2 protein-coding genes are annotated in these 25,586 nt (G+C 46.3%); both read right to left on the reverse strand.

Going from position 1 to position 25,586, the window contains the following annotated elements:
• Positions 1–58: 58 nt before the first annotated feature.
• Positions 59–13,945, reverse strand: coding sequence for an amino acid adenylation domain-containing protein (locus ACXAGP_RS03785; RefSeq protein ID WP_475259638.1), 13,887 nt, complete (start codon positions 13,943–13,945; stop codon positions 59–61).
• Positions 13,942–25,497 carry an amino acid adenylation domain-containing protein gene (locus ACXAGP_RS03790; RefSeq protein ID WP_475259639.1) on the reverse strand — a complete coding sequence of 3,852 codons (11,556 nt, stop codon included), beginning with the start codon at positions 25,495–25,497 and terminating at the stop codon, positions 13,942–13,944. The genes ACXAGP_RS03785 and ACXAGP_RS03790 overlap by 4 nt, the downstream gene beginning before the upstream one ends.
• Between the last annotated feature and the right edge of the window lie 89 nt (positions 25,498–25,586).

Consider the following 25,586-nt stretch of genomic DNA (forward strand, 5'->3'; position numbering starts at 1 on the left):
ATTCTTATTGTTTATATAGCTGTTGTACTGGCCCACAGTGGCGCTGCACAACAGTGAGTTATTCTTTGATTTCGTTAACCATTGCCAGTATCAAATCTGAAATCGACTTAGCACTTTTACCCTGCAGCATAGAGAAGTGGTCACCCTCAACACTTTGATATTCTGTCTTGTGATGGCAGAACTTGTTTTCCAAATACTGCCGATAAGAGTGCTGATCAAACGGGCTCTGCTGGGCTAATACAGCCATCATGGGATACTTGTGTTGTGTGAACGGTATATAGTCGTCAAATAAATTAATTTGATGCTGATACAGCTCAATCAAATATTCAGGCACATCCAGCTCTCTAAAATCGCGGTTGTGGTGGTCTTGTTGTGCAATTTCCGCCTGCCACCTTTTCTGTTCGAAGTAAGTATCCACCATCATTAAAGCAAGACGGACGCCATTTGATTGCAATACTTCCGCTAACGCCAATGCCAGAGCACCACCATAGGAGTGGCCAACCAAAGTAATGGTTTTGTCAGTTAGATTGCCAAGACACTCCGAAAAAGCAGCAACGTTCGCTTCTATGCTGGTGAAATAATCTTCAGTGGCAATGAGCCCTTTGTGGCGAAAAACGCCAATTGCTGCGTCGGGTTTGCTGGTTTTCAAATGCGCAATAATGTGCTGAAAATCCTTAGCAGTACTGGCAACTCCTGGAATGAAAATAATGCTCTCTTGTGCATCCAAATGATGAGTAATTGGTTGCAGTAGCTCGGTATTGTTCAGGCCATATTGCAAAGTGTCTAAATGACGGGCTTGGGCCTGAATCGTTGTTGCGCTGAACAAGGCGGAAAGCTCGCAAGGTTTTTGCAAGCGCGTTTGAATCAAAGACAGCAGCTTTACCATAAGTAGTGAATGACCGCCCAACTCAAAAAAGCTAACCGCCGTGCTGATGTCATCCACATCAAGATTGAGCACATTCGCCCAAATGCTAACGAGTGCCTGTTCAGTCTCGGTTGTCGCAGCGACATAATTCGCTTGTAATTCAGTAATATCAGGCTCAGGTAGTGCTTTGCGATCAATTTTATCACTGGGGGTCATCGGCCATTGAGTCACGGTAATTAATACTGTTGGCACCATGTAATCGGGTAAATACTGAGTCAACTTTGCCTTTATTTCTGCCGTGTAGTCTGCGCGATCAGATTCATTGAGATTTATGGCAGGCTTAACATAACCCACTAATTGCATTCCGCCTGCTGTTTCTCTTGCCATCACCAGGGCTGAATCAACAGTATCAAGCTGTGTAAGTTGTGCTTCCACCTCACCAGGTTCAACTCTAAATCCCCGGATACTCACCTGTTCATCTATGCGTCCGATAAACTCCAGATTACCGTTTGGCAAATAACGGACAAGGTCGCCTGTTCGGTATAATCGCTCAGAACTGCCTTGTTTGTTGCGGTCGTAAAACGGGTTTTGAATAAAACGAGTTTGCGTCAGTTCAGGGAGGTTTAAATAGCCTCGCGCTAATCCATCACCGCCAATAAGCAGTTCTCCGGCAGTTCCATCAGGAACCAGTGCTAAAGACTTATCGACCACGAATAACTCGGTATTGTTCAGGGGCCGCCCAATGGACGAGTCAGCCGAAGACACACAACTGGTAACACAGGCCTCTGTCGGTCCATAAACATTGTAAAGCGGAGTATCAGGTGCAATTAATTCCGCCAGTTGCGGTATCATGGCTTCGCCACCAGAAATTACCCGATGAACGGTCTTATGGGTCAGGCATGCTTGAAGACTCACTAAGTGCGAAGGTGTGCTGTCAATGTGAGTGACGCTGTGACGCATTATCATCGCGGCCAACTTCGACGGATCAAGCAGCGACGCCTTTGACGGTATCACCAGGGTATTGCCGGTTAGCAGCATCAGAAACATTTGTTCCACTGAAGCATCAAAGGCATAGCTAGCCAACAGGAGACCGACTTCAGGACCTCTCGCACCAAGCTGGTAATTTTCCTTTTGTGCGTGGATCAGATTGTTGACGGAACGATGCTCAATCAGGACGCCTTTGGGGTTCCCGGTTGAACCAGAGGTATAAATCACGTAGGCCAGATTTGAAGCGGTTACCCCGGTATTAATCGCATCACTATCGAGTTTATCAAAGGTGCTATCGAGATGATTATCCACAATCAATAACGAATCCAGGGTGACGATTGTTCCTGCAAATTCAGCAAATACCGATTGTACCTGGGATTGGGTCAGCACCAATTCAGGGGCAGCGTCTTGCAGTATAAAGTCCAGCCTGTCCTTAGGGTAACTGGGATCGATGGGTACGTATGCCGCACCCGCTTTAAGGATCCCGAGAATTGCTATCACCATCTCCAATGACCGTTCAGTACATAATCCCACAAGCGTATCAGGGGTGATATCGTGCTGTGTCGTGAGGTAACACGCTAGTTGGCTAGCTTTGGCATTGAGTTGTTGGTAGCTGAGTGATTCGCTTTCAAATACCAAAGCAATCTCATTCGGGTGCTCAACTGCCTGTTGTTCAAACAGTTGGTGAATACACTTATCTTTTGCATAATCACGAGCGGTGTTATTGAGGTCTTTGACCAGATAACGCGTCTCCTGTGGCGATAGTAAAGGTAATTCATGTAGAGCTGCGGATGTCGGATCTACTATGTCACAAAAGCCCGATAGCAATCGGCAAAGGTGCTCATTCAACTGTTCGATATGCTGCGACGAGAACAACTCAATGTCATAGATCCAATTTAAATCCACCCCATGCTCTGCAATACTCAAGTCCACTTCTAAATCGAATTTGGCCTGTATTACCGTCGAACGATAAGGTTTAACATCTGCACCTGGAATCGCCATAGCCGTAGTTTTGTCACTGAGTCCATAGTCGGTACTGGTGCTCATCATGATTTGAAACAGCGGGCTGTGGGCAGCACTGCGCGGCACTTTTAAGCGCTCCACCAACTGTTCAAAAGGGACGTCCTGATTGGACTGAGCATCTAAATGAACTTGTCTTATATGGGCAAAATAGTTAGACAAACTGGCTTGGCGGGTGTTCGCTCTGAGCACCAGGGTATTGACGAAAAAGCCAATCAAGGGTTCCAGTTCCGCCTGAACACGATTAGCTACGGGGGTGCCAACAACAATATCGCAGCTACTGCTATGCCTGGATAACATCAGTGCCAAGGCACCGTGCAACAGCATAAAGGGGGTCAGTTTGTGTTGTTTCGCTAGCGCCAGAAGTCTTGTGGCGGTGCTGGCGGGCAATTGTCCGGTAACACTCGCCCCTTTGTGTTGCTTTACTTGTGGACGGGCAAAATCCAGAGGCACGCTATGCACTGCTGGTAGCTCATCCAGTTGCTTCTCCCAGTAACTCATTTGCGCATCCAGCACCTTGCCTGTGAGATATTCACGCTGCCACTGTGCATATCCCGCATACTGTACCGCCAAATCAGGTAGCGGATTTTCCTTGCCGAGGCTATAGGCTTCATACAAGGTAAAAAATTCTCTGGTCAATACATCGATTGACCAACCATCGGAAGCGATGTGGTGCATATTGAGTATCACCACCCCATTGTCAGATCCTTTGCACACATAACGGACTCTTAACATCAGCTCTTTGGAAAGATCAAAAGGTCGGGCAATCTCTGTCTCAAAGATGGTTTTTACCTGATTTTCTAACTCCTCTGTGCGGAGGTGGCTGATATCATCCACGGCTATGTCAAAGGCAATATCCGTATCGGCAATGATGTGTTGTAGCGTCTCTCCATTTTGCACAATATAAACCGTTCGCAGAATTTGGTGTCGCTGAATAATTGTTTTAAAAATCTCAGAAACCAAGCTCATATCCAGTTTACCCAAAACCTCAAAGGCTAACGGAATATTGTATTCCGGCGAACCGCCTTGGAGGTTATCAATAAACCATAAACGCTGTTGCGCAAAAGAGACGGGTAATCTGTTGCCGAGATCCTGTGACGTTGGAAGAGCAGGACGCATACTGCGAGTGCCATCCTGAATAATGGCGGCCATATCTTCTAAACAAGGATTGTCAAAAATGCTTTGAATAGCCACCTCAACGCCAAAACAGCTGCGTATTTTTGAAACGAGACGAATACACAATAATGAATGCCCTCCCACATCAAAAAAGTCAGCATTACGACTAATTGACTCATCGGGCAATTTCAGCAAGTCAGCCCAAATACCCACTAATTTCTCTTGGGTACTGGTCACCGGAGCTAAATATTCACCCTTCAGCATATCGGCATGCGGTTCAGGCAGTGAGGCCCTGTCGAGCTTGCCCCCAGCAGTTAATGGCCAACTCTCCAGCAAGACAATAAAGCCCGGGATCATGTATTCAGGTAAGCTGGCTCTCAATTCAGATTTTATGCGAGAAACCGCATCAGATGCCTGCGTTGCTACTTCGGTTCGACTGAGTTTTACCCAAGCAACCAATTGCAGACTCCCCGCCACCGTTTTTGCCATGACCACGGCAGAATCAACATAACCCAGCAGTGATAATTGAGCTTCGACTTCTGCCAATTCTATTCTAAATCCCCGAATTTTCACCTGGTCATCACTGCGGCCAACAAATTCGATATTGCCATCTGCCAGGTATCTCACCAGATCACCTGTGCGGTATAACCGCGTAGAAGACTGAGGTTTGCTTGCCTGGTAAAACGGATTCTGTATAAAACGTTCGGTCGTTAATTCAGGCTGGTTGAGATAACCCCGAGCCAACCCTTCGCCAGCAATATACAGTTCGCCAACACAACCAAAAGGTGTCAGTGCCCGGTTTTCATCCAAAATATAAAATGAAGTATTGGCAACCGGCTTTCCAATATTTTCACTCCTGGCATCGCAAAGATTGGCAAAGCTACTATTGATGGTAGATTCGGTAGGGCCATAAGCATTGATAAACGAGCTACCGGCCTGCTTTGCGAATTGTTGAAAGGTGTTGAAATTGTTAATGCCAATGGCCTCACCACTGGAAATTAAATGAACATTTTTCAAATCCGGTGTTTTTACAATTAACTGCAACAACTGAGGCGTTGCATTAATAACCCTCAATTGATGATGATTAATCAAGGCCACAATCTTTTCCGGGGATTTTATTTCATCAGAGCTGGGGATGATTAGTTTTGTCCCTGTGGCCAACAGATAAATACCTTTTAAGGATGCATCAAACACAAATGAAGATAACCACAGCCATCCATTTTTCAGCAGCACTTCTCTACCGCGGATTTGCTCACAAAAGCCCGCCCCAAAATTCATGACAGCCCGATGCTCCGTCATCACGCCTTTGGGTTTACCAGTGGAGCCTGATGTGTATATGACATAAGCCAGATTAGCAGATGTCAATCCACCAGCAACTGGACTGAGATTGTCTGTTTTACACTCACGACAAATATGCATATCACAATTGATATCGGCTATACCATCGATGGTGATAATGTTAGCGCTGAAATCTGCCAAGCTTGCTTGAAGTTGCTTTTCACTGAGCACTAAATCCAACGCTGCGTCTTCTAGTATATAGTGCATTCGCTCTCGAGGTGATGTGGGATCCAGCGGCACATAAGCTCCGCCCGCTTTGAGGATCCCCAAAATTGCAACAACCATTTCTGCAGAGCGTTCAACACAAAGTCCCACCAGCGTATCTGGCGAAACTTGGTGCTTGTCTTTTAAGTAGTGAGCCAGTTGATTTGAACGCTCATTTAGCTGTTGCCAGGTCATTGAGGTATCTTTAAAGACCAAGGCCACCTCGCCGGGATGACAAGCTGCTTGCTCTGAAAATAACTCATGCAGGCATTTTTCACTGTCATACGGTTTCGCTGTATCATTGAGCTCAGTAACCAGGTAATCCACCTCCTGCTGCGACAAAATTGGCAGCGCGTGAAGCGGCTGGGAAGTTGTATCAGGGGCCTCACACAATCCTGTCAAAAGACGACAAAAGTGGTCGTTAAGCTGTTCGATGTGCTGTTGAGAGAATAAACTTACATCGTAGGTCCAGTGCAGGTTTACACCCCCTTCATCAATATTCAGATCAACCTTGAGATCAAACTTGGCCTGCACTGCACCCGAGCGATAGGGCTTAATCTCCATTTCCGGTAGTGAAAATGAGGAACTACCATTACTGAGCCCATAATCAGTATTGATGGTCATCATGATTTGAAACAGCGGGCTGTGCGCCTTACTACGCGGAACCTTTAAGCGCTCTACTAACTGTTCAAAAGGCACATCCTGATTCGACTGGGCATCCAGATGAACCTGTCGGATATGCGCCAAATAGGCAGATAAACTGTCATGGCGAGTATTTGCTCTAAGTACCAAGGTGTTAACGAAGAACCCTATCAAGGGTTCCAGCTCTGCCTGCACACGGTTAGCCACAGGCGTACCAATTACGATATCGCTACTGTTACTGTGTCTGGACAATACCAGCGACAAAGCCCCGTGTAAGAACATAAATGGCGTCAATTTGTGCTGTTTCGCAATACCTGATAACCCATGTGCAATGGATGCCGGTAATCGTCCTGCCACCACCGCACCTTTGTGCTGCTTCATATCAGGTCGGACAAAGTCCAGTGGTAAACTGTGGGTTGCAGGCAGTTCATCTAATTGCGTTTCCCAATAATGCAACTGAGATTCCAGGTTTTCGCCAACCAGATATGTGCGTTGCCAATGGGCATAATCCGCATATTGTATTTCCATTGGTACAAGGGGATTCGTAGCCCCTTGATGATAGGCGTTGTACAAGGTCAGAAACTCTTGGGTAAGTACTTCCATCGACCAGCCATCAGAGGCGATATGGTGAAGATTGAGAAGCATCACGCCACTAGTTGCTGTTGTCTGCACCCAAGTCACCCGTAGCATTAAGTCCTCAGCCAGATTAAAGGTGTAACCTGCTTGTGCTTCGACGCGCTCTTTTAACTGAGATGCAAGTGCCTCTGCATGATAGTGGCTGAGATCCTCCACTGTGATTTCAAAACGGACATCGGATGATGGAAGAATACGCTGAAAAGTTTCGCCATTATCTACAACATACACGGTTCTCAGTATTTCGTGACGTTCAATAATGGTGGTAAACACCCTGTTTACCAGTTGGAGATCCAGTTGTCCTGCCACCTCCAGTGCCAGCGGCATGTTATATTCAGGTGAGCCTCCCTGAAGGTTGTCGATAAACCACAGACGTTGCTGAGCAAAAGAAACCGGTAAGGTGTTGCTGTTCCGAATCAGCGCCTCTACTGGTGGACGCACGACACTAGCTGCTCCTTGCTCAATAAGAGCAGCCATTGCCTGTAATGTCGGCGCTTCAAAGATAGTGTGAATCGACAATTCGACATTGCAGCGCTGTCTTATCTCTGCCACCAAACGCATTGACAAAAGCGAATGACCACCGGATTCAAAGAAATTGGCAGTCGCACTAATTGCCGCGACATCAAGCTTTAAAAGCCCGGCCCAAATATCAGCTAACGTTTGCTCTATCTCACTGTGCGGCGGGACGAACTCACCTTTATGGATATTGCCAACAGGCTCAGGTAACGCCTTGCGATCAATTTTGCCATTGGGCGTCAGTGGCCATGCAGCCACCACCACAATGAAGCCCGGTACCATGTATTCAGGTAGTTGCTGCAGCAGTTGTGATTTTATGTCCGCAACAAAACCAGAGATGCCATCTTCGCTCAGTTGCTCTTTTGGCTTAACGTAGCCCACCAGTTGTTTGCTACCGGCAATTTCTGAATCCAATACCAACGCTGAATCTAGCGACGCAAGTTGCGCCAGTTTCGCTTCGACTTCCCCTGGTTCAACCCTGAATCCGCGGATTTTTACCTGATCGTCAATGCGTCCTAAAAAGACTAAATTGCCATCCGGTAAATAACGAACCAGATCTCCGGTTTTATATAGGCGCGGTGAGCTACCAGGTACTTTTGCCTGATACCACGGATTACTGATAAAGCGTTCGTCGGTAAGTTCCTCGCGATTGAGATACCCCTTAGCAAGCCCTTCTCCACCAATATACAGTTCACCAATCGCTTCTCGAGGTAATAATTGCTGTTGTGCATCCAGTACATAAAACTGGGTATTCAGGATTGGTTTTCCGATGTGAATACTTGGCAGTTTTCTATAGCGCTCCAAAGTGGCCGATGTAAAGCATTCGTAACTGCAGCCCACAGTGGCTTCTGTTGGGCCATACTCATTGATAAACCGTGTATTTGGTAATTGTTTGGTAATTTTCTCTGCCAGCTCAATACCAAATGCCTCTCCGCCCACGACCACAACATGCGGAGTCAATATTGGGGATTCGAACACCAGACCTTGCAAATGGGCAGGTGTCACTTTAAAGAGTCCCGCTTGATGCTGTGTCAGCATGCGCTTTAACGCCACAAAGACATCCTCGTCTTCACTCACCAGGCTCAAATATCCCCCTTTCAACCAGGCAGCAAATAAAGATGTCACGGTGGCATCAAAATTTAGTGAAGTACTCAATGCTGAAAATACGATATCTGGGGTCAGATAATTTTGCGTATTAGTCAGATAATTCAAAACACTGCGATGCGTTAATTCAACACCTTTGGGCTTACCCGTGGAACCAGAGGTATAAATGACATAAGCCAGGTTAGAAGCAGTCAGGCCATTTTCATCATGGCTGATGTTATCAGTTGCATACAGGTAAAAGCTGTGGTCTGTACTATTCACCAATCCATCTAAGGCAACAACATTGCCCGCATATTCAGATAAAACAAATTGCACGCCGGACTGACTAAGCACCACCGTCAAAGACGCATCTTCCAACATGAAACTCAAACGCTCACGAGGATAGGTTGGGTCCAATGGTACGTAGGCACCACCCGCCTTGAGAATACCGAGTATCGCAATCACCATCTCGGGTGAGCGATGACAACAAACTCCCACTAATGTATCAGGGGTAATTCGGTGTTTTGCCATTAAATAACGAGCGACTTGATTGGCTTTTTCATTGACCTGTTGATAGGTCATTGAGAAATCATCCATTACCAGAGCCACATTGTTTGGTGTTACTCCTGCCTGCTGTTCAAACAGCCTATGAATACAGCTATCTTTGGCAAAGGCCTGCTCTGTATTGTTATACTCATGAATCAAATACTGAATTTCTTCCTCTGAGAACAGTGGTAGCTTATGAGGGGCATGCGATTTCATATCTCTTATTGTGCTAAGGCCTGTGAGCAAACGACACAAGTGCTCATTTAGCTGCGTGATGCGCTGCTCAGCAAACAAGCTGACATCATAAATCCAGCTCAGCTGGATACCAGCTTCCCCGAAATTCACATCGAGATTCAAGTCAAACTTCGTCTGCACTTGTTGCGATTGAAATGATTTTATTTCGATGCTGGGTAAAACCAAAGATGACGATTGGGACAGGGGCTTGTCACCGAAGTCACTATTGGTAGTCATCATGGTTTGGAACAGTGGACTATGGGCGGTACTCCTCGGCACATTCAGCCGTTCCACGAGTTGTTCAAAAGGCACATCTTGATTTGACTGAGCTTCAAGATGAGTCTGTCTGACATGCTCAAAGTAGTGAGCTAAAGTTTGATGAGAGGTATCCACTCGCAACACAAGAGTGTTGACGAAAAATCCCAACAAGGGTTCCAGTTCGGTGTGCAAACGGTTAGCCACAGGGGTGCCGATGGCAATATCGCAGCTATTTCCATGCCTGGACAATAGCAATGCAAAAGCCGCGTGTAATAGCATAAATGGAGTGAGTGTATGCTGCTTTGCAATGGCCTGTAATCTGTTTGCCACGCTTGTGGGCAGCTCTCCGGTCACCAGCTTTCCGCGGTGTAACTTGCTCTTAGGGCGCTCATAGTCAAGCGCTAAGCTATGCACTGCCGGCAATTCATCCAGTTGCTTTTGCCAATAATTCAATTGGCAATCAAGTACCTCACCAGCGAGATATTCTCGTTGCCATTGGGCGAAATCAGCATATTGAAGCTCTAGTACAGGCAGCGGATCAGGCTGTCCTTGTTGGTATGCCTCATATAACGCAAGGAATTCTTCAGTCAGCACAGAAAGTGACCAACCGTCAGACGCGATGTGATGCATATTGAGTATCATGACGCCGCAATCAGCCGCTTGCTTAATATAAGTGACCCGTAACATGAGGTCTTTTGTCAGGTTAAAGGGGCGGGTGACTTCAGTTTGTACGAGGTCTTGTAATCGAGTTTGCAAGATCTCACCCGTGAGATCGCATACATCTTTTACCTCTATTTCCAATACCGCGTCAGACACAGGGCGCACATACTGCAGGGGCTCTCCTTGCTCTACAACATACACAGTTCTCAAAACCTCGTGTCGTGTCACGATGGTAGCGAATACATTTTGCAGTAGAGTGAGATCCAACTGGCCTGCCACTTCAAATACTAATGGCATGTTATATTCAGCAGACTGCCCCTGCAGACTATCAATAAACCACAGTCGCTGTTGGGCAAAAGACATTGGCAACTTGTCACTAAGGCGTTTGAAAGGCTTGGGCACAGGTCGCATCAATGTGTTGCCGGCCTTTGTAATCACTTCGGCTAATGATTTTAAGGTGGCTGTTTCAAAGATATTTTGTACGGAAATCTCTATCTCACAATGAGTTCGAATCTCAGCAACCAGGCGAATAGCAAGTAGAGAGTGGCCTCCCAATTCAAAGAAATTTGCAGAGCTGCTGATGGATTCTGCCTCAATATTCAATAATTGCCCCCAGACGCGAACTAAAATCCGTTCAATGTCATTTTCCGGTGCTACATAGTTGTTCATCAAACAGGAGCCGTCTGGCTGAGGTAACGCTTTTCTGTCGACTTTGCCATTGGCGGTTAAGGGCCACTCATCCACCAACAATATGTTACCAGGCACCATATAATCGGGTAACTGCTCAGCTAAGAGGGATTTAATGTGGGCAATGAAAGCAACTAAATCCGATTGCTCAGTGGTTTGGATGGTCTTAATGTAACCCACGAGCTGTTTGGAATCGGCGCTTTCTTTCACCATGACCAATGCAGAGTCCACCTCTTCGAAACTGGCGAGTTGTGCCTCAATCTCACCCAATTCAATTCTGAAACCACGGATTTTTACTTGATTGTCGGCACGTCCTAAAAACGCCAGATTGCCATCCGGCAAATACCGAACAAGATCCCCGGTGCGATAAAGTAATTGAGGTGTGTCACTGTCCAGCTCATCGAAGAATGGGTTTGTTACAAATCGTTCTTGGGTAAGCTCCGGGCGATTCAAATACCCTCTGGCGAGGCCATCTCCACCGACACATAGTTCACCGATGCACCCTTGTGGAACTAATTGAGCGGCGCAATCCAAAATATACGCCACATCGGAATCGAGCGGCTTTCCAATGGGAACAATGTCTAATTTATGCGGTTTTTCAAACGTGTAGGTAGTGGAGAATGTCGTATTTTCAGTCGGTCCATAGCCATTGATCAAAGTAAGTTGTGGCAACTGTTGTTGAACTCTTGCAATCGCTTCGGGATCGAGTGTATCGCCACCAGCCAGCAAGTATTTTAAGCTGTTACATCCGTGTACGCCGTGTGACCATTCACTAAATAATCCGGCTGTCAGCCAAAGGGCGTTCACCTGATATTGCTCAATAACGTCATTAAGCTGATTAGTTTCCAGATATTGATGCGGGTAGAGAATGCATTGGCCACCATTGAGTAACGGTCCCCAGATTTCCAAGGTGGTGGCATCAAAGGCGATATTTGCACTTTGCAGCATCACGGTATGCTCATCCAGGCACATAAAACTGGCATTCTTTACCAGGCGAGCAACACTAATATGCTCTGTCATTACGCCCTTAGGCTTACCTGTAGAGCCTGAAGTATAAATAACGTAAGCCAGATTTGATGGCGATATCCCGACAGTGTCAGCCGTTAAATCATCAATGGCATACTCACTACAGAAGTGACTTTCTATCCCATCCAAACCATCAAGTGGAATGACAGTCCCGTTGAACGTTTGCAAAACTGACTGTATCGAAGTGTGGCTTAACACCAGATTCAGCGCCGCATCTTGCAACAGATAGTGCAAGCGACTCTCAGGATAAGATGGATCCAGCGGGACATATGCGGCACCGGCTTTTAATATCCCCAAAATCGCTATCATCATATTTGCGCAACGATCTATGCAAAGCCCTATCAGGGTATCGGGTGTTATCTCATGGTTATCTCGCAAAAACCGAGCTAGTTGATTAGCTTTTTCATTTAATTGACGATAGGTCAGTGAGTTTGCTCTGTGTACTACAGCAACCTTATCGGGGTTTGCTAGCGCCTGCAGTTGAAACAATTCATGAATGCACTTATTACTCGGATAATTGCTCCTTTTCTCATTTAGCTTGTGAACCTGGTAATGGATTTCTTCGGGGGACAATAACGGCAGTGTTTGTGGCGCTTTTTGTGGTGTTTCAAGACACTCACTCAACCCCGTGAGAAGGCGGCACAGATGTGCGTTAAATTGCTCGATGTGTTGCTGCTTAAATAAGCTCACATCGTAAGTCCAGCGCAATTCCACGCCCGTGTCACTGAGGCTCAAGTTAACACTCAAATCAAACTTCGACTGCACCAAATCACTGGTAGACGGCTGAATCTGCAATCCCGGCAATTCAAACGCCTCAGAGTTATCACGCTGACCAAAGTCGCTATTTGTAGTCAGTACTATCTGGAAAAGCGGACTATGTGCAGTACTCCTTGGCACTTGCAAGCGCTCCACCAATTGCTCAAAAGGCACGTCTTGGTTTGACTGGGCGTCGGTGTGCACCTGCCTGATATGGTCAAAATAGTCTGAAAGAGTCGCATGGCAGGTGTCGACTCTGAGCACCAGAGAATTCACGAAAAAGCCAATCAGGGGTTCAACTTCCACCTGCAAGCGATTAGCGACCGGCGTTCCAATTACAATATCATTGCTATTGCTGTGCCTTGATAACAATAAAGCCAGTGCACCGTGTAATAACATAAAGGGAGTGAGCTGGTGAAATTTAGCCACTGCGTTGAGCCTGCTGGCGACAGGTGCTGCGAGCCTTCCTGTAACCACCGCCCCTTGGTTGGTTTTCACTTTCGGGCGCGCGTAATCTAAAGTAATGCTATGTAGTACAGGAACATCACAGAGTTGCTTTTGCCAGTAATCCAACTGCGCTTCCAGCATCTCTCCTTCAAGGTATTCTCGTTGCCATTGAGCATAGTCCGCATATTGCACTGCCAGAGGTGAGAGTGGAGTTTCATCACCCTGACTAAATGCACGATAAAGAGCCAAGAATTCTTTGGTCAGCACCTCAAGTGACCACCCATCAGAAGCGATATGGTGCATATTAAACAGCAAAACTCCACTGTTTGCGGTTTTCTTAATATAAGTCACCCGCAACATCAGATCCTCTGAGAGGTTGAAAGGCTTAGTGCTCTGTGCATCCAATAAAGCATTTAGCTGGACGTTCAACATCTCACCCGTGAGATGGCTCAGATCGGCAATTTCTATATCAAAATCTACATCGTCAAAAGGACGGATTTTTTGTCTCGTTTCACCATCTTGGGTAACATAAACGGTTCGCAGGACTTCATGACGGGCAATAATGGCGTTAAAAACGTCCCTCACCAGAGGCACGTTCAATTTTCCCACTAAATCAAATGCTAGCGGCATATTGTATTCAGCAGAACCGCCCTGCAAATTATCAATAAACCAAAGACGTTGTTGTGCAAAGCTCAAAGGCAACTCAGCAGATGTGCTTTCCCGCACCACAGGTTTAATCGCAGGTAATTTTTCTGCGTTGGAAACCGCTTTTAAGAAGGCGATAATGTCGGGCTTGTTACTGACTAATTGTTGGCGTATTTCTTCGGTAATGGCACCCTTAGGTGCCTTCAATTTCAGTTGCCCATTTTCTTCCCAAAGCTCAATACCCTTAGTATGCAGCTGGTTGATTAACGCAAACGTTGTCATAAAGACAATTCCTCAAACTCATCATCATTGCACTGTTCATCAACAGATGATTTTTTATTTTGTGCAGTAACCGCCTGACACACCTCAGCCACTTCAGCCAGGGTATTAACACTAAACAATGCTTTCACTGGAACCTTAATTTCTAACTGATTTTGAATTTTTGCCACAACTTGAGTTGCCAATAACGAATGCCCGCCTAACTCAAAGAAGTTGTCATTCACTCCGATTTGACTGGCATCTAAATTCAATAGCTCTGCCCATATTTGCACCAGTTGCATTTCTATTGTGTTGCGCGGCGCAACATAAGCCTCTTCAGAAGCCATACTCACTTCCTGTTGCACCAGCGCTTTGCGATCAACCTTGCCATTTGGCGTCAGCGGAACGACCTGCAAACTGACATACGCCGAAGGAAGCATATAATCGGGCAAAGTTTGCTGCAGCCAGTTACGGAGCTCTTCACTCGCTGGCAGCAGTGGATTTTCCAGCTCTGTTTCTCTGGTCACGTAAAAAGCAACAAGTTGCTTGTTACCATTCATCTCCTTGACCACAACAATGCTATCCGTTATGTCCGCATGCTGATTTAAGCGAGATTCAATCTCACCCAATTCGATGCGAAATCCGCGAATTTTCACTTGTTGATCTGTGCGACTAATGTATTCCAGATCTCCGGTTGACGCTTCAATGTCTGAACGCCAACGCACCAGATCACCCGTTCGGTATAAGCGCGCACTCGCATCATCAGAAAACGGATTGGCTATAAATCTCTCGTTGCTCAATTCAGGTAAATTCAAATAACCGCGAGCCAGGCCATCCCCACCAATAAATAACTCACCAACAGCGCCGACGGGCACTGGATTTAAATGCTTATCCAGAACGTAAAACTGAGTATTAGCAATAGGTGCGCCTAAAGAAATTGTATCTGTAATTCTTTTGGTCGCTGACCAGACTGCCGTTTCCGTCGGACCGTACATATTCCACAGTTCGAGGGTGTCACGTTGCAATAATTCATCTTTTAGATCTGCATTTAACGCCTCTCCACCGCAAAGCGCTTTAAATTTTCCTGCCGGTTGCCATTGGTTGTTAAGCAACATTTTCCATGTAGCCGGCGTTGCCTGCATCATGGTGACCTGATGATCCAGGATCAATTGTTCAATCGCAGTTGGAGAAACTGTGTCTTCAGACGAGCAAATAATTACACATCCACCGACAATCAGTGGAAGGTACAATTCCAAGGTATGGATGTCAAAGGAAAAAGAAGTTACCGCTAACAATCTATCATCTTTTTCCATTCCAGGCTCAGAGCGCATAGCACATAGGAAGTTGCTGAGATTGCGCTGTTCCAGCATAACCCCTTTGGGTTTGCCTGTGGAGCCCGAAGTATAGATAACATAAGCCAGATTGTTTTGCGCCACACCCGGGTTTCCGTTGATGATATTTGTGCTGTCTAGTGCGCGCAACTCACTCTGCAGTGTCTGGTTATCAACACAAATCAAGCTCTCGGCAGCACAGTGCCCTGTCAGGTGGCTTTGGCTAATGACCCAACGAACTTGTGAATCGTTGATCATGTATTGGATGCGCTCTTTGGGATAGTTTGGATCCAGGGGCAGGTAAGCAGCACCTGATTTCAAAATAGCCAACAGAGACACTAACATATCTATTGAACGCTCAATACACAGACCCACAAGAGTATTCGGCTCAACCCCTTGTTTTTGCAGATAACGAGCTAACTGATTTGCTCTGGCGTTTAATTCACCATAGGTAATCGTCGTATCAACAGCAGCAGAATTGCGAAAAATCGCCGCTACAGCATCTGGTTGCTTTATTACCTGTTCTTCAAACAGTTCATACATGCATTTATCAACGGGATAATCCGTTGCAGTGTCGTTCCAGCGCAACAGCTGTTGTTTTTCGTCCTCACCAATAAAATTGAGTTCACTCACCTTCGCTGAAGGAGCTTTAACGATGGTCTGACATAGTGCGAAAAAATGCTCAGCAATACGTTCGACTGTGCGCAGCTTATAAAGCGAAGTAGAGTATTCAATGCTCCCTTTTAAGGCGCCATCGGCTTCACTGAATGTAATGCTCAAATCAAATTTACTGCTGCTTGTATTCTCCAGCGGATAGGGGCGAATATGTGCTTGTTTAGATTCCTTGGGCGCGTTTTGTAAAGCAACCATAACCTGAAATAACGGACTAATAGCCATGTTGCGCTCTGGTTGCACAAGCTCGACAATCTTCTCAAAAGGCGCATCCTGATGTTCATAAGCTTCCAGACAGGTACGCTTTACTTGTTCCAGTAATTCACTAAACGGCGCTTCTCCCTGCACCTGATTTCTCAGTGCCAGGGTGTTCACGAACATGCCCACTAATCCCTCAGTTTCACCGTAATGTCGGTTAGCTATCGGACTCCCGATACAGATATCTTGTTGCCCGGTATAGCGATAGAACAAGGCGTTAAAAGCAGCGAGCAAGGTCATAAACAAGGTGCTTCCATGTTTATCAGACAGGGATTTCAGCTGCTCAGTTAATGCTGAATTAAGGGCAAATTCACACCTCGCTCCAATCCCATTTTCGACGGTACTACGGGGAAAATCCGTCACCAAATCGAGACTCTCTGGCACACCGGCTAGTTTGTTTTGCCAGTAAGCCATTTGTTGCTCTAAAACGCCGCCCTCGTCCAGTATCTGTCGTTGCCAGACAGTGTAATCAGCGTATTGGATTGGCAACTCGGGTAACAGAGGCTCAAGTCCTTGCTGTAGACTCGCTAAGATAGTGCTGAATTCATCAGCAATGATACCCATCGACCAACCGTCACTGACGATATGGTGCATGTTCCACATCAAGATATGTTCTGCATCAGACAGCTTGATTACCTGGGCGCGAATTAAAGGGCTCTGACTCAAATTAAATTCTGTGGCTGCTTCGGCATTGCACAAGCTAAGTGCCTGTTTGTGAAGTTCCTGTTCCGACGTTTCACCAGACAGGTCTGTTACCCGTAAATGAAAATCAACATTCTCCAAAATAATCTGTTGTGCTTTACCCTCTATATCGGGAAAGATAGTGCGTAAGCTCTCATGACGCTTCAGGATCTGGTTAAAGGCTTTTTCAACATGTGTAATGTCCAGTTCACCATTGATAAGCACTGCTCCGGGCATGTTATAGCCGGCATTACCCGGCGAGAATTGCTCTATAAACCAGACCCGTTCCTGGGCGTAACTCATCGGAAAGGCATTAATCAGATTCCCCGCTTCAGATACACGGCTGACCGGTTGGATGGTGGGCACTACCGTCCCTTGAGCACCTTTGAGCTGAATGACAAAACTGGCAATATCCGGATGCTCAAACAGCGCCACGAGGGGCAACTCTACATCAAACTCACGACGCACTTTTGATATCAACTGCGTCGCTAACAAAGAATGACCACCAAGCTCAAAAAAGCTGTCATTGACGCCAATGCGCTGCGGCGGTACATCCAATATCTCAGCCCATATTGCCACCATTTTCTGCTCAGTCTGATTACGAGGCGCCACATAGCTTTGAGTTGTTTGCACACTGACGTCCATCATTGTCAGTTTAAGGCGGTCCACTTTGCCATTTGGCGTAAGCGGGATACTTGTCAGGTTTACAAAAGCGGAAGGCACCATATATTCAGGTAGAACCGCTTGCAAACCTGCGCGCAAATCTTCAGCAGAGAGTTCACTTGCAGATTCGCTATGACTTGAAGCTGAACTGCTGGCGGCCACATAAAAAGCTACCAGTTGTTTGTGTTTTTGTTTGTCGGCGGCATGGTGCTCTTGTGCCACTACAACACAATCCGCGATCCCCGGATTCTGCTTGAGCCGATTTTCAATTTCTCCTAACTCAATGCGAAAACCTCTGATTTTTACCTGGTTATCAATTCGGCCGATATATTCGATATTGCCATCATCCAACCAACGCACTAAATCCCCGGTTTTATACATGCGAGTGCCTACAGCGAACGGATTACTAACAAATTTTTCATCGGTCAACTCAGTCCGATTCAGATAGCCTCTGGCAAGACCATCACCCGATAAGTGCAACTCGCCCGGCACGCCAGCGGGAACCGGATTGTTGTACTGATCAAGCACATAAGCCTGGGTATTGGAGATTGGCCGACCAATAGTTTGCGGGGCACCTGGCTTCCTCAAGATAAACGTCGAATAAGTGGTATCTTCAGAAGGCCCATACAGGTCATAAACTTTCTCAACCCCACTGTACTGGTATATCTTATCCACCAAGCCAGGCAACAAAGGCTCCCCAGCCAAATTAACGGTAAGTACCGACTCAGGTATGGCGTCGAGCTTTACCAGTTCCTCCATAGCGGACGGTACCGTATTAATGAGCGTAATTTCTTGTTTGTTTTCCAGCTGCATTAATCCTAAAACATTGGTAGCCAAAATGACTTTGCCACCAGATGCCAGGGTCAGAAAGATTTCATAAACAGACAGATCGAAGCTAATCGACGTTCCTGCCAGCACACCACTGAGCTCTTCAGCACCATAAACACGCTGTGCCCAGGATATCAGCGCTACCGCACTATGATGTTCGATAGCCACCCCTTTGGCGTTGCCCGTTGAACCAGAGGTGTAAATCACATAAGCCAAGTGTTGCGATGTGACTTGCTGGGATAATGTCACTTTATTTGCCAGTAAATCGGCAGCGCAGTTTTGAATCGCCGACCACTGCGAATCCAATGCAACCAGTTTTGTGTCATTGCCTGACAACAGCTGCAATTTATTTTTCAGTGCTTCCTGAGTCAGAACTATCTTGGTCTGACAATCATCCAACATGTAAGCGACCCGTTCATTAGGATAAGTGGGGTCCAGCGGCACATATGCGCCACCCGCCTGCAAAATCCCCAGCATTGCCACCACCATATCCAAAGACCGTTCCATACACAGTCCTACCAGGATGTCTGGACCCACGCCTGCCGCTTGCAGATATAACGCCAGCGAGTGGCTTCTTTCGTACAACTGTTGGTAACTCAACGACGCCTTTTCAAAAACCACGGCAATATCATCACCACTGTGAGCCACTTGCTGTGCAAAGAGGTTGTGAATGCATTGTTCCTTTGCATAGCTCTGCTGCGTTTGATTGTAGTCAATCAGCAGTCGGTTTTTCTCCTGTGCCGAGATCAGACTTAACTGCGCGAGTTTCGCCTCAGGGACAGCGATCAATTGTTTAGTTAATCGCTCAAATTGCGCCATCAGCGGGGCAATAGTGTCCTCACTGTAATAGTGACGGTCCCAGGTAAAGGAGACCTCAAGTGTTTCCCCCGACATGGCCAATACGGAAAGTGGATAATTCGGCGCCTCATTACCGATAAAGTCTTTGAGTAAATGATTTGAATCAGAGATTTTTTCCACCGGATAGTTTTCATAAACAAACAGGCTTTGGAAAAATTCGTGGTTATTGCTCAGGCCCAACAAACTTTGAATATGAGGCAGAGGCGTGACTTCGTAGCTCAGTTTCGCTGATTCTCTTGCCTGCATATGACGCAGGTGCTCAAGCAAATTCAATTGTGCATCAAATGTGACACAGGTGGGTGTAGTGTTAATACACAGACCGACCATCTGGTCACCGTGTTTAATATTCTGGATACCGCTGCGTCCGGAACTGACGCTACCGAAAGTGACGGTCTGATTACCACTGTGCAAATGCAACAATAGCCCCCAAACAAACTGCAACGCCGTATTGTTGGTGATTCTGTATTGTTTGAGCAATTGCTCCAACTGTGCTGTCGTTTCTTTGCAAAAGCTAAAACTGGTAGTAGTGAAATTATCGCGCGCTTGATCTTGCTGTTTCTGGTTGATTTCCCCCTGTTGTCGGGAGAACAGGAACTCTCCGGGCAGTGGCGTTCTCTCTTCATGAGCGCTTAAATATCGCTTCCAATAGGCACTATCATCTTCGAGGTTGCGGTTAATCAGTGTTTTAACATAAGCCCCATAAGAGGCCGATGCAGGCAGGTGATAGTCCTGCTGTTGCATTAATGCTTGATAAAGCTTAAACAGATTCGATAACACAATATTTTGCGACCAACCGTCCAGCATAATATGGTGTTGTTCAAACAGTAAATAACTGCAATCTCGCCCCTGAAAAAGATGCATACGCATCAGTGGACCACCTTCAAAGCAGATCCCCGAGCGCTTACTTTCCCGCATCCACTGCTCGCAAGCGACTTTAAGCTCCACGTCGTCTTTGTCTGTCCAGTCAGTTTCCTGAACCTCTACAGGCATTTGTTTTACAATCACCTGCAGACCAGTACCTGAATCAAACTCGCTTGCAGATACAACCTGCATACGCAAAGCATCGTAATGGTTAACAACCAACTGCCAGGCTTGCTGTAAAATATTTATGTCGGTTCTGCCATTGATGCCGATAGCAGCCTGGGTCAAGTACATGCCTTTATTTTCATTACTACGCGCTAACAGCGTTTCGAACAAAATGCCTGATTGCAATGGTGTCAGCGGATAAATATCCTGAATATTATCTAGTGCAATGGCGCGTTGTTGCGGTAGTGCTGAAGTCAATTTGTCCAATTCGGGTAAGGTCACCGTCAGCAGTGGAAAATCCCCCGGCGTAAAGCCTAATTTGGTGGATTCTGAGCAATGGCTCAGCAACAATTCCAATGCATCAACAAACCGCTGCTGCCATTCGCTAATGGGCTGGCTTTGCCATTGCTGTGGGTAACTGAAAGTAAACGACAATTCACCGAATACCACCATGCCGTTAATTCTCACCAGTTTATCGGCTTCTTTTTCCGGAGATATTGCCTGACCACTGCTGTTGTCACTGAAGCTGAAATGATTATCAGCTGGTGTTTTGTCTTTTGTGTCAAAATCCCCCAGGTAATTAAAAATGACTTGAGCCTGAGGCATCTTTTGCACTGTGTCGTGCTGGTTGATGTGGCGAAAAATCGAAAAGCTCACACCTTTGTTGGGGATTGCGTTTAAGGCGGTTTTCACCTCTTTAATGCTCAGTCCGATATCCTTTGGGTTCGACAGCTGTAAGTGCACCGGATAAATACTGGTAAACCAGCCAAGGGTTCTGGTGACATCGATAGCGGCGTCTATTTGTTCACGACCATGACCTTCCATATCCACCAGCAAAGATGAGTGACCTGATATTTGTTGATAGCTCAACATCAGTGCTGTTAGCAAAATATCATTAATGTCAGTGCCATAGGCTTTATGGCAATGCTTTAACAATTTCTCCGTATGTGACCGAGATAAACTTACTTTATCCTGACAAAAATCTTTGTATTTAAACGCTTCGGCTGCAAAAGCGGGGGCTAAAGATTGCGCCTGCTCACTTTGTCCAACCCAATATGCCAGGTCTTTTTGTCCCTGATCCGTATCAATATAATTTTCCAGTGAATCAACCCAATTTCGATATGAGCTGCGTTTATCCGCCAATTTTAGCGTTTCACCAGCCATGTGCTGCGCAATTAAACGGTCCAGATCTTCCAAAAGAATACGCCACGAAACACCATCTATCGCCAGGTGATGGATGATGATAGCTAACTGATCTGTGCCTTTACCTTTGGCGTCAAACCATAACCACCGCATGATGGGGCCATTTTCCAAATCGAACTGGGTCTGCCAGTGATCACAGGTTTTCTCAACAAACTCGCTACGGGCGTGTTCGTCGAACAGAGAAATATCAAACCGATGTAACCCTAATGTCTCTGGATTTGCTGCATCAACCGCCCCTGAAAGATCACCTTGATACTGTTGCTGCCAGGTGCCATTGGTATGGAAATAGCGAAGTCGCAAGGCGTCATGCTGTTTTAGTAGCGTATTATTGATCGCAGTTAAATCAGTAAATGACAGCGATGTGTTCAGGTTCAGCAGCACAGATTGGTTGTAATGATGACGGTCTGTTTGGCTTGTCTCAAAGAATTCGGTCTGCACAGGGCTCAATTTAACAGGCCCTTCCAATATCCCTTCCTCTTTCAGAATCTCTCTGGATTTTGAGGTATCACAATGTGCCACCAAATCGGCGATACTCTGGTGATTAAACATGTCGCGAATATCGAAATGAATCTGATGTTCGATTGCCTTGGCGATAATTTGTATGGTTTTAATGGAATCACCACCCAACTCAAAAAAGTTATCGCGAACGCCAATCTTATCTGTCTCAAGATTGAGTACTTCAGCCCAGATTTCCACCAGTTTTTGTTCCGTATTATTGCGCGCAGCCACGTACTCCTGGCAAGACTCAAAGCTAACCTCATGCTGCTGCAACGCAAGGCGGTCGATTTTTCCATTGGGGGTCAGTGGAATAGCATCCAGCTTCACATATGCTGACGGCAACATAAATTCAGGTAAACTCTTCTTAAGCCAAGCCCCCGGTTCAACTTCATTGCCCCTCGAAGTCTGTTCGGTATCCTGAGCTTTCGCTTCTTGTGTTATTGTATCCTGCTCTTCGCCGCTGGGCTCAACAACGTAAAACGCAATTAGCTTCTTGTCATCAGCTTGACCTTGGGTCACCACGACACTGTCTTTTATTAATGGGTGTTTATTAAGCTGAGCTTCAATCTCCCCTAACTCAATGCGAAAACCACGAATTTTCACTTGAGAGTCGATTCTGCCTAAATATTCGATGTTACCGTCATCTAACCAGCGTGCCAGATCGCCAGTTTTATACATTCGTGTTCCGGGGTTAAAAGGATTGGCAACAAATTTCTCAGCAGTCAGTTCAGGTCGATTCAAATAGCCTCGGGCTAGTCCGTCACCGGCAATATACAACTCACCGGGGATACCCACAGGTTGTGGCTGCGCAAATTCGTCCAATATGTAAATCTGGGTATTATTAATCGGGCTGCCAATATCAATATTCACAATCGTTCCGCCATTGCCAAACTGCGACGCAGGATAGCGGGATACACAGCAGCCCACTGTGGCTTCTGTGGGCCCGTATTCATTGATAATTTCGATACCAGAACCTGGCACATTGAGAAAATCAACATGTTCACTGGTTAAGGCTTCGCCCCCTAAAATTAAGAGGTTATTACGTTCAAAAAATGTCTTGGGGATCCGTTTGAAATTATTCTTAAGCAGTAACAAATGACCCGGTGTGAGTTTGACAAAATCATACCCTTTGTCCAAAAATGCTCCACCTCCGAATAGTTCAAGACTGCTGTCAGAACTCACTTCAATTGTTTTACCCAACATCAGGGGTGAAAATAATGCCGTAACTGAAGCATCAAATGACAATGGAAAATGAACAATGCTGGCACCGTTGCGCTCCTGCTGAGGCTGACGGGCTTCAGGAAAGTAGTGTTGCAAGCAATAGTGCAAATAGTTCATCACACTGCGATGTTCCAACATAACGCCTTTGGGTTTGCCCGTGGAACCTGAGGTATAAATGACATACACCAGGTGATGAGCCTCAACGTTATCCTGCAATGCAACACCACGGTGTTGTTGCTCAGCGACATGCTCTTCTATTGCTGACCACTGGGTATCCAAGGCAAGTAGTTTACTGCCTTTGGGTATCAGGTTTGAAAGCCTGTCTTTGAGTTTACTCTGGGTGAGCACTATAGCGGTTTGAGAATCCTCCACCATATAGGCCACTCGCTCATCTGGATAAGTGGGATCCATTGGCACATAAGCTCCCCCGGCCCGTAAAATGCCAAGCACGGCGACCACCATATCCAGGGACTTTTCAATACAAACCCCCACCAGAGTGTCGGGCTTAATCCCTTGTAATTGCAGATATAACGCCAGGTCGTGGCTTTTCTTGTGGAGTTGTTGATAGGTTAGTGTTGCATCGTCATATAGCACCGCAACCTTGTCGGCATAGCGCTCAGCCTGCGCCACAAACCGTTGGTGGATGCAGGTGTCTTTGGCATAGTCTGTTTGGGTTTGATTTTGACCACTTAACCATTGCTGTGTTTGGGCTTCGCTTTGCAATGCCAGTTTTCCGATGATGGCGTCGGGATTACTAATGATGGCCTGGCATAGACTGTTAAAGTGACGCGCCATTTGCGCAATGGTTTCGCGCTTAAATAAGGCACTGCGATACTCAATAGAGCCCGCCAATTCAGTATTGTGTTCGTTAAACTCCAGGGTAATATCGAACTTACTGATCCCCGCTTCTACAGGCCGGGCTTCCATCCCCGGACCAAGTGTTCTGTCTGGCGTATTTTGTAGCACAAACATCACCTGGAACAATGGACTGATTGCAGAGTTTCGCTCGGGTTGCACTAATTCAACCACATGTTCAAAAGGCGTGTCCTGATGTTCGAAGGCTTCCAGACAAGTGACTTTCACTTGGTTCAGCACCTCGCCAAAAGTAAACTCTCCCGCTAATTGATTGCGCAATACCAAGGTATTGATAAATAAGCCAATCAAACTTTCAGTGCCTTCATGATGACGATTGGCCACGGGTGTCCCGATACAGATATCTTCTTGAGCGGTGTGGCGATACAACAAGACGTTAAATACCGTCAGCAGCAACATATAGAGTGTACAACCTTGTTGTTCAGCGAAGTGTTTGAGCTGCCGGGTAAGTTGCGGGTCCAAAGCGAATCGGAGTCTGTCACCCGTAAAATCCTGAACAGCAGGCCTTGGAAAATCCGTTATCAAATTTAAGCTTTCTGGAATTCCGGTGAGCTTGTTCTGCCAATAAGCCAGCTGTTTTTGCAACACACTCTTTGCTGATAAGTCACTTTGGCTAGCTTGTTCGTCTTTGTTATTGGCGTTTTCGCGTTCGCCCCCCAGCCATTTTCTTTGCCAGATACTGTAATCCAGATACTGGAATTGCAGTGAGGGGAGTTGCGGGTTCTCTCCTTTTTTGAAAGCCGCCATAATAAAAGCGAATTCTTTTACCAGTACCCCCATTGACCAACCATCGCTGATAATGTGATGCATGTTAGTGAGCAACACAGATTCCTGCTCTGTCAGTTTGAAGATCTGTGCTCTTAACAGGGGCCCGGTGGCCAAGTTGAAGGGGGTTTTTGCCTCTTTCTGACAACGGCGCATCACATCCTGCTGCTGCTCCGAGTGGCATGTAATACCACTGAGATCCACCTGCTCCAAAGAAAAGTGCAACTCATCAAGAATTCGCTGTTGAGCTTTACCCTTGTAGCTTGGAAACACGGTGCGAAGATTTTCGTGACGAGCAATAATCAAATTAAAAGCGCGTTCAATAAAGCTCACATTGAGCCGCTCTCCTGGCTGACTTTTAATGCTTACCGCTACTGGAATATTATAACTGGCACTTTGCTTTTCCATTTGGTCGATGAACCATAACCGTTCCTGGGAAAAGCTAAGCGGAAAGCCTGTGATGGTTTCACCTTCTGCAGTAACCCTGGCAACAGCTTGTATTGCTGGAACTTCCGCTTCTTGCTGCGACGCTTGTGAAGCCTCTAAAAAGGCAATGACTTCGGCTTTGTTGGCTACCAATTCATCGCGGATCTCGTTATTCCAAGTCCCTTTAGGCGCTTTGAACTTTAACTGCGAATCCTCTAACCATAGCTTAATTCCCAGTTGATTAATTCTGTTGATAAATGTCGCTATAGTCATCTTACCGAGTCCTTCAATTGTTACTTCTTAATCTTGTTTTGCACGAGTGATTTACGTAGCTGGAAAAATTCAATCACCTGGCATTTTTT

The organism is Planctobacterium sp. AWM4_229, from assembly GCF_056160305.1.

Coding starts and splice junctions, on each gene's coding strand:
- ACXAGP_RS03785 (WP_475259638.1), bottom strand. CDS start 13,945: ATGACAACGTTTGCGTTAATCAACCAGCTGCATACTAAGGGTATTGAG.
- ACXAGP_RS03790 (WP_475259639.1), bottom strand. CDS start 25,497: ATGACTATAGCGACATTTATCAACAGAATTAATCAACTGGGAATTAAG.